This is a genomic window from Victivallis sp. Marseille-Q1083, assembly GCF_903645315.1.
GTDB lineage: Bacteria > Verrucomicrobiota > Lentisphaeria > Victivallales > Victivallaceae > UMGS1518.
In genome coordinates this window covers 2,507,971-2,520,112 of record NZ_CAHJXL010000001.1, presented here as the reverse complement: position 1 = coordinate 2,520,112, position 12,142 = coordinate 2,507,971, and the positions used below count along the sequence as shown (strand labels likewise).

At 59.4% G+C, this 12,142-nt stretch carries 12 protein-coding genes; 2 read left to right on the top strand and 10 right to left on the bottom strand.

Annotation, left to right across the window (positions count from 1 at the left end; genetic code table 11):
- Positions 1-13: 13 nt before the first annotated feature.
- Together HWX74_RS10340 and HWX74_RS10335 are read right to left on the bottom strand one after the other, a co-directional pair.
- Positions 14-928 (bottom strand): sugar phosphate nucleotidyltransferase, encoded by a 915-nt coding sequence (locus HWX74_RS10340; protein ID WP_176013457.1) that lies wholly within the window; start codon positions 926-928, stop codon positions 14-16.
- 55 nt (positions 929-983) lie between these two features.
- Complete coding sequence (locus HWX74_RS10335) at positions 984-1,982, bottom strand: LacI family DNA-binding transcriptional regulator (RefSeq protein ID WP_176013456.1); 999 nt, start codon at positions 1,980-1,982, stop codon at positions 984-986.
- A gap of 202 nt (positions 1,983-2,184) precedes the next feature.
- On the opposite strand from HWX74_RS10335, the gene HWX74_RS10330 reads away from it, so the two are divergent.
- Together HWX74_RS10330 and nagA are read left to right on the top strand one after the other, a co-directional pair.
- Positions 2,185-3,579 carry an ROK family protein gene (locus HWX74_RS10330; RefSeq protein ID WP_176013455.1) on the top strand — a complete coding sequence of 465 codons (1,395 nt, stop codon included), beginning with the start codon at positions 2,185-2,187 and terminating at the stop codon, positions 3,577-3,579.
- Between the two features lie 75 nt (positions 3,580-3,654).
- On the top strand, positions 3,655-4,809 hold the full coding sequence (gene nagA / locus HWX74_RS10325; protein WP_176013454.1) for an N-acetylglucosamine-6-phosphate deacetylase: 1,155 nt from the start codon (positions 3,655-3,657) through the stop codon (positions 4,807-4,809).
- 16 nt (positions 4,810-4,825) lie between these two features.
- Here nagA and HWX74_RS20495 read toward each other — a convergent pair whose 3' ends face one another.
- From HWX74_RS20495 to HWX74_RS10290, 8 genes are all read right to left on the bottom strand, one after another.
- Positions 4,826-4,951, bottom strand: coding sequence for a hypothetical protein (locus HWX74_RS20495; RefSeq protein WP_303048100.1), 126 nt, complete (start codon positions 4,949-4,951; stop codon positions 4,826-4,828).
- A gap of 222 nt (positions 4,952-5,173) precedes the next feature.
- Positions 5,174-5,797 (bottom strand): Holliday junction branch migration protein RuvA, encoded by a 624-nt coding sequence (gene ruvA / locus HWX74_RS10320; protein ID WP_176013453.1) that lies wholly within the window; start codon positions 5,795-5,797, stop codon positions 5,174-5,176.
- Between the two features lie 6 nt (positions 5,798-5,803).
- Positions 5,804-6,682 carry a carboxylating nicotinate-nucleotide diphosphorylase gene (nadC, locus tag HWX74_RS10315; protein ID WP_217704924.1) on the bottom strand — a complete coding sequence of 293 codons (879 nt, stop codon included), beginning with the start codon at positions 6,680-6,682 and terminating at the stop codon, positions 5,804-5,806.
- Positions 6,682-7,482, bottom strand: a complete 801-nt coding sequence (locus tag HWX74_RS10310) for a TIGR00282 family metallophosphoesterase (RefSeq protein ID WP_176013452.1) — start codon at positions 7,480-7,482, stop codon at positions 6,682-6,684. The genes nadC and HWX74_RS10310 overlap by 1 nt, the downstream gene beginning before the upstream one ends.
- Positions 7,482-8,276, bottom strand: a complete 795-nt coding sequence (locus HWX74_RS10305) for a hypothetical protein (RefSeq protein WP_176013451.1) — start codon at positions 8,274-8,276, stop codon at positions 7,482-7,484. Before HWX74_RS10305 ends, HWX74_RS10310 begins: the two co-directional genes overlap by 1 nt.
- An 18-nt stretch (positions 8,277-8,294) precedes the next feature.
- On the bottom strand, positions 8,295-9,758 hold the full coding sequence (ffh, locus tag HWX74_RS10300; RefSeq protein ID WP_176013450.1) for a signal recognition particle protein: 1,464 nt from the start codon (positions 9,756-9,758) through the stop codon (positions 8,295-8,297).
- A 96-nt stretch (positions 9,759-9,854) separates the two neighbouring features.
- Positions 9,855-11,006 (bottom strand): redoxin domain-containing protein, encoded by a 1,152-nt coding sequence (locus tag HWX74_RS10295; protein ID WP_176013449.1) that lies wholly within the window; start codon positions 11,004-11,006, stop codon positions 9,855-9,857.
- A 64-nt stretch (positions 11,007-11,070) separates the two neighbouring features.
- Positions 11,071-12,066: a diaminopimelate dehydrogenase gene (locus HWX74_RS10290; RefSeq protein ID WP_176013448.1), complete on the bottom strand. Its 996-nt coding sequence runs from the start codon at positions 12,064-12,066 to the stop codon at positions 11,071-11,073.
- Positions 12,067-12,142: the final 76 nt, after the last annotated feature.

Genomic DNA, 12,142 nt, shown 5'->3' with positions numbered 1-12,142 from the left:
TGAAATAATCTCATCAGGCAAACAGTTTGGCCGGGTAAACGCCGCGGTCGACCAGCGCCTGAATGCTGGCGACAACGTGCGGCCGGTCTTCCCGGTAGGTGATGCCGAACCAGGCATCCGCCGAGGTCAGCACCTTGAGCTGCGCCTGGCGCCGGTGGATCAGCGCGTCAGCCACAAACGGAATGTAGAATTCGCTCTTCAACTCCCGGCCGCGCTCCTGCAGAAAGGCGCTGAACAACGCTTCCATCCGGCCGAACAGCGACGGCGTAAAGCCCCACATGTTCATCGACACCAGCTCTTCGCCGGTGAAGTCGACCGCCGAACCGTCTTCGAGCGTGCTGACGATTCTGCCATCGGCGGCGCGTTCGATCTTGGCGTGCTCGACCACTTTGGTCAAGTCGCCGCTGGCATCGACTTCGCAGACGCCGCGCGACACCGAACCATTTTCCGACAGCGTATTGCGCATGACAAAGGCGCACATGCAATAATCGCCGATGCCGTTTTTATCTTCCGCCCGGCTCAAATACTCCGCCAGCTTCCGGTAGCCGTCGGCCCCGTAAAAATCATCGGCGTTGATCACCGCGAACGGCTCCCTGACGACATCGCGCGCCGCGTAAACCGCCTGCCCGGTTCCCCACGGTTTCTGGCGGCCTTCCGGCACGCTGAAACCGGCCGGCAGATCGTCCAGCGACTGAAAGGCGTAATCGATGGCGATACGCCCTTCATAGCGCTTGCCGATCACGTCCTTGAATTCCTTTTCGATATCGTGGCGAATGATGAACACCACCTTGCCGAATCCGGCGCGGATCGCGTCATAAATCGAATAATCCATAATCGTTTCACCGGACGGCCCCAGTTGATCCAACTGCTTCAGTCCGCCGTAGCGGCTGCCCATGCCGGCGGCCAGCACCAATAATGTCGGCTTCATCTAACATCCTTTGCGTTTTAGGTTTGTTTTCTATGCTTTCTGCCTATATAAAATATCACGAAGACTCGCGCAATACCAGATCGCATTCGATAATTTCCGACGGCAGCGTATTCTTCCCCTCCTGCAACTGCCGCGACAGCATCGCCACCGCCGCCGTGCCGATTTCAAACAAATTCAGCGAAACGCTCGACAACGCCGGCGTGAACTGCCGGGAAAAACGCAGGTCGTCGAAACCGATGACCGACAGCCGCTGCGGGATGGCGATCTGCCGCTGCAGCGCCGCCTTGATCAGCCCGATCGCCAACACGTCATTGGCGCACAGCACGCAATCCACGTCCGGATGCGCGCTCAACAGCCACTCCAGCGCCTGCGCCCCTTTGCGGAAGCCGGAACCGCCCGGCACGAAAATCACCTCTTCGCCGGACAAACCCAGCCCGCGCATGAAGCCGCGGCGCTTGCGCTTGTCCAGCACGCCGCCGATAAACGCCGGATGGCGCCGGTTGATGTCGCGGAAATACTTGCCGGCCAGAAAGGCGCCGTATTCGTTGTCGAACCAGACTGTGTTGCTCTCCATCCCCTTCATATGGCCGACGACCACATAGGCCAGCCCGCGCCGCCGGGCCAGCTGGGCCAGTTCCGCCGCCCGGCGGTCGCCGGCGACGACGATGACGCCGCCGGTACTGCCGTCGAGAATCCGCCGCCGGCAACTTTCGAATTCGGCATCGCTGTCCGCCGCGTACGGATTGATCTGCAGCGGCTGGCCGAGCCGGTGCAGCGCGCTGTTCAGCCCGGTCATGATCTCGTTGATGAAATAGTCCGGCTCATCGACGTTGACGGTCGGATAGAACAGCATGATGCCGCCGCTTTCATTGCGCGACAAGCTGCGGGCATGGACATTGGCATGATAACCGAGCCGTTCCGCTTCGGCGACAATCCGCTGACGGGTCTTGCCGCTGATCCGCCCCTTGTCGCTGAAGGCGCGCGACACCGTCGCGGTCGAGACGCCGAGCAGCCGGGCAAATTCCTTGATGGTCAGATTGCGTTTTTCCGTCATGAAGGCTTTCTATCCGTTGCCGTTGAATGTAATCGTTTACGCAGGTTTATTTTACCATGCTTTTCAGAGTTTTCAACAAAAAAATCGCTTTTTTTTGCGTAAATGTTTTCGCAAAGTTTGTCTTTTCATCGGAATTGGCTATATTTAATTGTCATTGTATTTATTTTTTTCAAACCATACACAAAACGAAAGGTTGTTATCGATGAAACTTACGGTTTCCCCGAAAGTTCGTCCCGAACTCGACCCGGAATTCATTCCGGCCATCCTCTGGAACCGGGCCTATCGCGCCGAAGTCGCCGCGTCCGGCAAAGGGGTTGACATCGTCGTCGCCCTCACCCGTTCCAACGGTACGGTTTCGACGCTTTCGACGGCGATCTTCCCCCACGAAGGCGATTATGCCGCGTTGAATATCAAATATGTCGAACGCCTGATCAAATATCTGCTGTGGATGAAGGGCGGCTACCAGGTGACCATCGCCGGCTGCGACGCGCTGGCCGACGACCTGCGCAAAATCTACTGCCCGGGCGGCGCCCGCGAATTCGATTATAAGATCATGGGCGAAAAAATCTACGGCCGGCCGTTCGCCATCGTCAACTGTCCGCTGGCGGAAGCGCCCCGGTCCCATGAAATCCAGGTCAAGCTCGGCGGCCACCTCGACGGCTGCCGCATCGGTTTCGACCTCGGCGGCTCCGACCGCAAATGCGCCGCGGTCGTCGACGGCAAAGTGGTATTCACCGAGGAAGTGCCGTGGGATCCCTACTTCCAGAAAGATCCGGAGTACCACAAGGCCGGCATTCGCGACTCGCTGAAACGCGCCGCCGAAAAGATGCCGCGCGTCGATGCCATCGGCGGCAGCGCCGCCGGCGTCTACGTCAACAACCAGCCGCGGCTGGCCAGCCTGTTCCGCGGCGTCAGCGAAGAAGACTTCAAAAAATACGTCGTGCCGATTTTCGATGACATCCAGAAAGAGTTCAACGTGCCGCTGGTCGTCGCCAACGACGGCGAAGTGACCGCGCTGGCCGGTGCGATGTCGATGGAAGCTGCCGGCGTGCTGGGTCTGTCGATGGGCACCAGCCAGGCGGTCGGCTACGTCAACCTCGACGGCAACATCACCGACTGGCTCAACGAACTGGCCTTCGCGCCGATCGATTACCGCGACAACGCGCCGGCCGACGAATGGTCCGGCGACCTCGGCTGCGGCGTCCAGTACTTCTCGCAGCAGGGCGTCGCCCGGCTGGCTCCGGCCGCCGGTTTCGACTTCCCGAAGGAGATGCCGTTTCCGGAACGCCTGGTCAAAGTCCAGGAAGCGATGGCCGCCAAGGACGAGCGCGCCGCCAAAATCTACCGGACGATCGGCTGTTGCTTCGGTTACGCCATCGCGCATTATGCCGAATTCTATGAAATCCGCAACTTGCTGATCCTCGGCCGGGTCACTTCCGGCGAAGGCGGTGAAATCATCCTCCGGGAAGCGGAAAAAGTATTGAAAGCGGAATTTCCGGCCCTGGCGGCCCAGATCACCTTCCGGACGCCGGACGAGAAATTCAAACGTCACGGCCAGGCGGTCATCGCCGCCAGCTTGCCGGAATTGAAAAAGTAAGGACCACATTCAACCGCGCCGTTCCGCTCCATCCGACCGAAACGGCGCCTCTGCCCCAAAGAGGAGGACTTTTTTATGCGTACTTTATTGAAAAATTGCCACCTGATCTCGCCGGATTACGACGTGCTGGATGCCGCGCTGCTGGTCGACGGCGACAAGATCGCCAAAATCTATGTCGACGACGACGCACTGCCGGCCGCCGACCGGACGATCGATGCCGGCGGCCGGATGGTGGTGCCGGGTTTCATCGACGTCCATTGCCACGGCAAAAGCGGTTATGACTTCTGCGACGCTTCCGATGAAGGCATGGCGGCCATCGCGTTCAGCAAACTCAAGGAAGGCGTCACCACGCTGCTGCCGACCACGCTGACGCTCGGGGAAGAGCAGTTGGCAGCCTCGCTGCGGACCGCCGCCAATTACGTCAAATCCGGCAAGCCGGGCTGTAAAGTGCCGGGCGTCCACCTGGAAGGCCCGTTCATCAACGCCAAATGTCTCGGCGCCCAGAATCCGGATTTCGTCCGCAAGCCGGACATCGAGGAGGTCAAGCGCCTCAACGCGATCTTTCCGGTGCTGAAAGTCTCCTATGCGATCGAATCCGAAGGCGGACCGCAATTCGCCGCCGACCTCACCGCCGCCGGCATCACGCCGTCCTGCGTTCACAGCGCGGCGACGTTCGCCCAATTCATGGAAGGCAACCAGCGCGGCTTGCGCAACCTGAGCCACTTCTGCAACCAGATGACGCCGCTGCATCACCGCGACATCGGCCTGGTCGGCGCCGGCTTCATGTGCGAAGACGTCTTTATCGAATTCATCTGCGACAAACTGCACATCTGTCCGGACATGATCCGTTTCGTCTTCAGCTTCAAGAGCGTCGATAAGATCCAGTTGATTTCCGATGCGATGCGTGCCGCCGGCATGCCGAACGGCGAATACACGCTCGGCGGCCTGCCGGTCATCGTCAGCGACGGTGCCGCCCGTTTGAAATCCAACGGTGCGCTGGCCGGCAGCACGCTGCTGATCTGCAACGCACTGCGCAACGTCTATGAGGAAACCGGCCTGGAACTCAAGGAGCTGATCAAAACCACTTCTTACAACCAGGCGCAGGCGCTCGGCCTGGAGAAACTCGGCAAACTCGAGCCGGGCTATTTCGCCGATATCCTGATCCTGGATGATGATTTCCAGCCGGAAGTTGTCATGGTCAACGGCAAAGTGATCGATATTTCCAAATAACCTGTCGATTCTGTCTCTAAAGAAACGGGAAGGCGCTCTTTTCTTCCAAAGGGAGCCTTCCCGTTTTTTCGCCCCATCCTCCCGCCGCCTCAAATAATTTTACGTGGAAACCGTATTGTTCAGGCGAACCGGCTGTTTTCATCAGGCGCTCTCCGCTACCCCGGCAAACGAAACGCGGCAAAGCAATTTTCAGGGAAAGAAATTTGAAAAAGGCGGGAAAGTTTTTTTCAAAAAAATGGAAAGGATATCGAACAAAGCATCGCGCAGGCAGTCTAAAAGGGTATGTGAATCTTTATTTCTTTCCCTTTTTGCCTGCCTTCTTCCCTGTTCCCAACGGGGAAGAAGGTCTTTTTTTATCCCGGCATCAAACTCGGTTCAACGCCAGTAACGCCCGGCGCAACAGATTTTCACTGGTAAGTTCTTCCGCCGGCAGGCTTTCCGCCAGTTCCTGCAGCACCTGGTTGACGTGGTCGCGCTTGAAGCCGAGCTGCTCCAGCGCCATTCCGGCATCGCCTACCGCGGCGGCCGCTTCCGGCGGCAATTTGCCGGCGGCAGTGGCGCCGGAAGCGGCGGTCACCGTTCCCAGCGTCGTCACTTTATCGCGCAAATCGACGATCAACCGTTCCGCCGTCCGTTTGCCGACGCCGCTGATCCGGCTCAGGCTTTTGACGTCGCCGCTGCCGATGGCGGAGCAGAAATTACCGACCGGCATGCTGCTGAGCACACTCAGCGCCAATTTGCCGCCGATGCCGCTGACCGTGATGAGCAGTTCGAACAACGCCTTTTCCTCCGGCGTCGCAAACCCGAACAGCGTGATGGCATCCTCGCGCACCTGGGTGCAGACCAGCAGCGTCACCGCTTCTCCCGGCAGCGGCAAACGGTCGAAAGTGCTCAAGGGTATGGACAGCAGATAGCCGACCCCCTGCACATTGACGATGCAACTGGTGAAATTGCTTTCGTCGAGAATTCCATAAAGTTTGGCAATCACTTTTCGTTATTTCTCCGCTTCGATATCCATCGAAATGTCCGCCGATTTCACCGAATGGGTCAGCGCGCCGGCCGAAACGAAATCGACTCCCAGCTTGCCGATCGACGGCAACCGTTCCAGCGTAATTCCGCCGCTGGCTTCCAGTTTCGCCCGGCCGGCGGTCATCTTCACCGCTTCGGCCATCATTTCGTTGGACATGTTGTCCAGCAGAATGTAATCCGCCCCGGCCTCCAGCGCCTCCCGCACTTCGTTCAGGCTGTCCGCTTCCACCTGGACCTCAAGGTCCGGAAACATCCGCCGGGCCCGGGCTACCGACCGGCCGATGCCGCCGGCGCCTTCCAGCCCGGCCAATTCCCGGTGGTTGTCCTTGATCATCACCCGGTCGAACAGGCCGATGCGATGATTGGCGGCGCCGCCGGCCGCCACCGCATATTTTTCCAGGTTGCGGTATCCCGGCGTCGTTTTGCGGGTATCGAGGACTTGGGTTCCGCTACCGCGCAACGCATCGGCATAGCGCCTGGCGCATGTCGCCACGCCGCAAAGCCGCTGCAGGAAATTCAACGCGGTCCGCTCCGCCGTCAGCAGCGCCTGCGCCCGGCCGGCAATCCGCGCCAGCAACGTCCCTTTCGGACAAAATTCCCCCTCTTTGACCAGCGCCTCGAACCGGCAATGCCCGTCCAGCCGGCGGAACACCCGTTCCGCCACCGGCAATCCGGCGCACACCAGATCCTCCTTGGCCAACAGGACCGCTGTCGCCATCAATTCCGGCGGAATCACCGCCAGCGTCGTCGTATCGCCGCGTTCGCCGAGATCCTCGGCCAATGCCGACTCAATCAATTGGTCAACCCTTTGAAAATCAATCTCCGGCAACTTCATTTCACTCATCACCCGTTCCTTTCGGCAGAATTCCAGATTCTCGAAAAATTCTTCACGGCCGTCGCCCGGCCGGTATGCTGGTCATAACTGACGATCACGCCGTCGAGGCGGATATTTTCCTCCACCACCGGCAGCCGTCCCGGCATGCCGGTGCGAAATTTCTGCAGCACCGGCCCGACTTCACGGCCGAGCACCGACTCGACGCCGCCGACCATGCCGACATCGGTCAGATAGGCAGTGCCGCCGGGCAGTACCCGGGCGTCCGCCGTCGGCACATGGGTGTGGGTTCCGAACACCGCCGTCACTTTGCCGTCGAGGAAATAGCCCATCGCGATCTTTTCGCTGGTCGCCTCCGCATGGAAATCGACGATGATCGTCTTGACCGGCGCCGGCAATTCCCGGAGGATATTTTCCACCGTTTCAAACGGACAGTAAGCCGATTCCCGCATGAAACCCTTCCCCTGCAACACGATGACCGCCACGCTGCCGCCGAGCGGATTGCGGAAAACGCCGAAGCCGCGCCCCGGCTGCAATTTACTTAAATTGGCCGGCCGCAGCACGTTGTCGCAATGGACGATCTCCTGCTCGAACATCTTCTGATCCCAGACATGGTCGCCGGCGGTATAGACATCCGCCGCCGCGCCGAGATCCCGGAGGCAGCCGGCGGTCAGGCCGGAACCGGCCGCACTGTTTTCAGCATTGACAATGACGAACGAAACATTGAATTCCCGGCGCAACTCCGGCACCAGCATCCGCACCGCCTCCCGGCCGCCCTTGCCGACGACATCCCCGATGAACAGCAGATTCATCAGAACATCCGTTCCTGGCGGGTCTGCCTGATCTTCGGCTCCTCCAGATAGAGTCCGTACCACGGATCGCCGAGTACCGCATTGGAATAATGTTTCGGCTTGCCGTTCAAAAGACGATCCAGATTGTCGATGATCACCGGATGATCGGTCTTGGACTTGGCCGCAGTCAGCAGCTTGATCGCCTCGTCGACTTTATCCTGCTTGACCAGAATCCAGCCGTAAACCGCGTACAGCAGTGCGCAGTCATCCCCTTTGAACCGCTTGATCCGGCGCTTGAAGAAGCGGTCGATCTTTTCATCGTGCCGGTGATACTTTCTGGCCAGCGCCATCGCCACCGACTGCGGGTCCATGAAAAAGCATTTCTTCAACAGCTCGTCCACTTTGCCGAACTCCCTGAGCCGGTAGTAAAACATCATCCGCATCGTATTGGTCTGGCGGGACAGCAGCAAATTCCACTTATAAAAGCGTTCGAATTTCTTCGTCGCTTCCAACGCCTTTTCAATCGACTTATTCTGTTCTTTTTCCAGCAGTTCCTGGGCGGCTTTGGGACTGCCGACCGGACGACGCTGAAAATTCTGAATCCGCCGGTTGATCTGGTTCTGGGCTTCCGTCATGATATTCTGCAATTCGGTATTGATCAAATTGATCTTTTTCCGGATCCAGAACCCGATCGAAAGCTGTGCCGCAGCAAAGCCGACCAGAGCACAGGCCACCCCCCACCAGATATTCCAAGCCATCGTCGCGCCGTAACCGAAAAGCAACGCGACGACGACGGCAATCAGCAATGTCAACATAAGGTCTCTTCCAAAAGTTTATTTTTTCTTCTTGCGCTGTTTGGCGCGCTCTTTCTTCTGCATTTTCGCCAGCCGTTTCCGCTTCTCCGCCTCTTTCCGGTTGGCGGTCGTCACCGCGAAACCGCCGAGGCTCGGACCGGACGCCGCACTGGCCATCGACAGCTCGGTGCCGCTGCCGCCGGAGAACAACCGTCCCAGCATGCCGTTTTTGCGCAACATCTTGCGCATCTGCGTCACCTGCTTGATCAGGCCGCTGACCTGCTCCAGCGAAGTGCCGCTGCCGGCGGCAATCCGTTTCCGGCGCGAAAAATCGATCAAATCCGGATCGGAACGCTCCGCCCGGGTCATCGACAGGATGATCGCCTCCAGCCGGGAAAAATATTTCGGGTCGAATCCTTCCATCGCCGCGGTCAACTGGCGGCCGCCCGGCAGAAATTTGGCGATCGACTCGATGCCGCCCATCTTGGAAATCTGGCGCAGCTGGGCCAGAAAATCCTCAAAGTCGAACTTGTTCTTCTTCAGCTTTTCCTGGAGCTTGCGCGCCTCTTCCTCGTCGATTTCAGCCGCCGCCCGCTCCACCAGGGACACCACGTCGCCCATGCCGAGAATCCGCGAGGCCATCCGTTCGGGATGGAACGGTTCCAGGTCGTCGAGTTTTTCACCGACGCCGATGAATTTGACCGGACAATTGGTCACTTTACGGATCGACAACGCCGCGCCGCCGCGGGCGTCGCCGTCAAGTTTGGTCAGGATGAAACCGGTCAAATCCAACGCCTTGTGGAAGGTGTCGGCGACGGCGACCGCCTCCTGGCCGAGAGCGGCGTCGGCCACCAGCAGCGTTTCGTCGGCCCGGATCGCCTGGCGCACCCGCACCAGCTCCTGCACCATCGCCTCATCGATCTGCAGCCGGCCGGCGGTATCCAGAATCACCACATCGATATGGCGGAATTTCGCTTCGTTGATCGCCTTTACCGCGATGCTGGCGACATTGATGTTGCCGCGGTCGGTGAACACCGGCACCCCGATCTCCCGGCCGAGGAATTCCAACTGATCGACCGCCGCCGGCCGGTAAATGTCGCCGGCAACCAGCATCACCGTCTTCTTCTCCCTGGTCAGCAGTTTGGCCAGCTTGGCCGCCGTCGTCGTCTTGCCGCTGCCGTGCAGACCGACCAGCATGATCACGCTCGGCTGGGCCGCCAGATTCAGCCCGGCGCTCTCGGTGCCCAGCAGTTCGACCAGCCGGTCGTTGACAATCTTGATGACCTGCTGGCCCGGCGTAACGCTCCGGATGACCTCCTGGCCGACGCAATCGCTTCGAACCGCGTCGATGAACGACTTGGCGACCTCGAGATTGACATCGGCCTCAAGCAGCGCCAGCCGGATTTCGCGCATCGCCTCGGCGATATTCTCTTCGGTCAATTTCGCCTGGCCGCGCAAATGCCGGAACACATCGTGCAGTTTATCGCTTAACGCATCAAACATCTTCGTTTATTACCTTAGATTGCTGTGATTAAAAATATGATATACAACCGCGTAATATACGTTTCAATATCATCCGGGTCAAATCGGCCGCGGCAATTACTGGCGCAAATCTTCGATCGCCTGATAGAAGGCGGCGAAACGGTTGACCGCCTCCGCTTCGGACGTATCGACGCCCCGGTCGGCCGCCTGTTTCTGCAATTCCAGCGCCAGCGGCACATTGCCGATCCGGTACTGGTACAACGCCTGGCTGGTCAGAATGCGCGTCGCCGTCAAAGCGTCAATATCGGACCGGTCCAGCAACGGCTTCAGCGCTTCGATGCAAAGCCTGGCCGCGCTGATCGCGTCGCTGTTGAAATCGCCGCCGTTCAGCAAAGTCCAGGCGATCGAATTGATTTCCCCGCTGCGATCCGGAAAATTCAGCAGGAAGGACCGCACCACCGGCACCAGATCGCCGGAGAACTGCCGGTAACGCAGCGCCATATCCAACTGCATGAAATAAAGCTTGCGCTCCTTCGGAAATTCATTCCGCCGCGCCGTCAAAAACTCCCAGCCCGCCTCGACCTGCCCATTGCTCTCATAACTGAACAGCCGTGCCCGCAGCGCCTGGCCGTTGCCGGGCGCCTCCTTCAAAATGCGGTCGGTCAGATTTTCGATTTCGCCGAGCCGGCCGGTCCGCAAAGCCGGGTCCAATTCCAACAGCAGCGGCGCAATCTTCTTCTGGGTGTCCCGGCTGTAGGTCTGATCGAAAATGCTTTCGAGCACATCGGGCAGCTCTTCGACTTCACCGTCCCAGAGAATTTCATCGCAGTTGTCGACGATGAAAACCTTCGGCAGAATCGGCCGCGGCCCGAGATATTTGACGGTTCCCTCTCCGTCCCGGTCGACGCCGACACTGAAATTGACGTTGGGAAACGCTTTCAGGAACGGCTCGACTTTTTCCGCCGGCTCCGGCGAAACCGCGCCGATCAGCAACCCCTGGTCGCGGTACCGCTTCTGCATCTCCATCAAAGTCGGCATCATCTGCTGGGACAGCGGCGTATAGGTCCCGAAAAAGACGATGACCCGCAGATCCTTTTCCAGCGGCTGCTTCTTGTCTGCCCGGTTGAGCAGCAGCGGCACGCTGCGTCCCTCCAGCCAGTCGACCGAAAGCGTCTCCGCCGCGTCGCCGGTCTGCAACGCCCCAAGCGGCGACAAGGCCAGCGACAATCCGAATACCATCGACGTCCATACCGATTTTCCCAACATCATCCACCTCCGGAATGCAGCCGGCCGGAGTCCTGCCCTCCGGCGGACCGACTTGATCACTTTTGTTTTACATGAACTTTTTCAACAGATCCGCCCGGCTGTGGGTACTGAAGTAAGCCGGCGGAATATCCAGGATCGTAAAGGCGCCGGTTTTGCCTTCCGCTTTCAGCCGCACCGCCGCCCGGGCATGCGCTACCAGTACGTTGGCGGTCGCTTCCGGGTTGCTTTCCCATTTGCAACGATATTCGACCGTCGCGGCATGTTCGCCGCCGGTCACGCCGGCAGCCACGACGCAGCCGTCGTGCGGAAATCCCCGATAACGCGTATCCAATTCGTCTTGAGAGACGAAGTGCACCGTCGTCCGATACGGAGCGAAATAACCGGGCATCGACTTGATCGCCGCTTCCACCGCCGCCGGATCCGCGCCGGCGTCGAGCACGACAAAGCACTCCCTGGTATGCATGTCGCCGGGTTCGAATTCCGGATTTTCACCGGCCCGCACCCGGTCGACGGCGCTTTCGACCGCATGGGTATATTGCCGGGCGTCCCTGACGCCCGGAATGGTCCGCAGCGCATCGGAGTGGCCCATACTCAAACCGCCCTTCCCGGTCAAGCCGTAGAAACCGTAGGCGCGGGAACCGGGGATGAACGCATTGGCCAACACCCGTTCCAGCGAAAAGATGCCCGGATCCCAGCCGGTGGAGATCACCGCCACCTGGCCGGCCGCCCGGCCGGCCGCGTCCATCCGCTCGAAGTATTGCGGAATGCAACTGTGATTGTCGAAACTGTCGACCGTCGAAACACAGTTGACCAGCGTGGGCCCCTGCTCCGGCAAATCATTCTTCGAACCGCCGCACAGAATGGCGATATCCGGCCGGAACGCCTGCTGCCATTCGCCGACCGCCTCCACCGGCAGCACCGGCAGCTCGACCGCCCGGCGCACCCGTTCCGGCGAACGGGAAACGATGCCGGCCAGTTCCATATCTTCATTGGCTGCCAGCGCCTTGATCACGCCGCGGCCGACGTTGCCGTAACCGACAACCATCACTCTGATTTTTTTCATCACGATTGCTCCTTGATTTCATTATTATCCGGATAAAATACCACGGAAAAGCGGTAATTGCAACAATAATTTTCCG

What these genes read in the sequence shown, in the direction of transcription:
- HWX74_RS10340 (WP_176013457.1), bottom strand. Translation starts at nt 928, where the DNA reads ATGAAGCCGACATTATTGGTGCTGGCCGCCGGCATGGGCAGCCGCTAC.
- HWX74_RS10330 (WP_176013455.1), top strand. Translation starts at nt 2,185, where the DNA reads ATGAAACTTACGGTTTCCCCGAAAGTTCGTCCCGAACTCGACCCGGAA.
- HWX74_RS20495 (WP_303048100.1), bottom strand. Translation starts at nt 4,951, where the DNA reads ATGAAAACAGCCGGTTCGCCTGAACAATACGGTTTCCACGTAAAATTA.
- HWX74_RS10295 (WP_176013449.1), bottom strand. Translation starts at nt 11,006, where the DNA reads ATGATGTTGGGAAAATCGGTATGGACGTCGATGGTATTCGGATTGTCG.
- nagA (WP_176013454.1), top strand. Translation starts at nt 3,655, where the DNA reads ATGCGTACTTTATTGAAAAATTGCCACCTGATCTCGCCGGATTACGAC.
- HWX74_RS10310 (WP_176013452.1), bottom strand. Translation starts at nt 7,482, where the DNA reads ATGAATCTGCTGTTCATCGGGGATGTCGTCGGCAAGGGCGGCCGGGAG.
- HWX74_RS10335 (WP_176013456.1), bottom strand. Translation starts at nt 1,982, where the DNA reads ATGACGGAAAAACGCAATCTGACCATCAAGGAATTTGCCCGGCTGCTC.
- HWX74_RS10290 (WP_176013448.1), bottom strand. Translation starts at nt 12,066, where the DNA reads ATGAAAAAAATCAGAGTGATGGTTGTCGGTTACGGCAACGTCGGCCGC.
- nadC (WP_217704924.1), bottom strand. Translation starts at nt 6,682, where the DNA reads ATGAGTGAAATGAAGTTGCCGGAGATTGATTTTCAAAGGGTTGACCAA.
- HWX74_RS10305 (WP_176013451.1), bottom strand. Translation starts at nt 8,276, where the DNA reads ATGTTGACATTGCTGATTGCCGTCGTCGTCGCGTTGCTTTTCGGTTAC.
- ffh (WP_176013450.1), bottom strand. Translation starts at nt 9,758, where the DNA reads ATGTTTGATGCGTTAAGCGATAAACTGCACGATGTGTTCCGGCATTTG.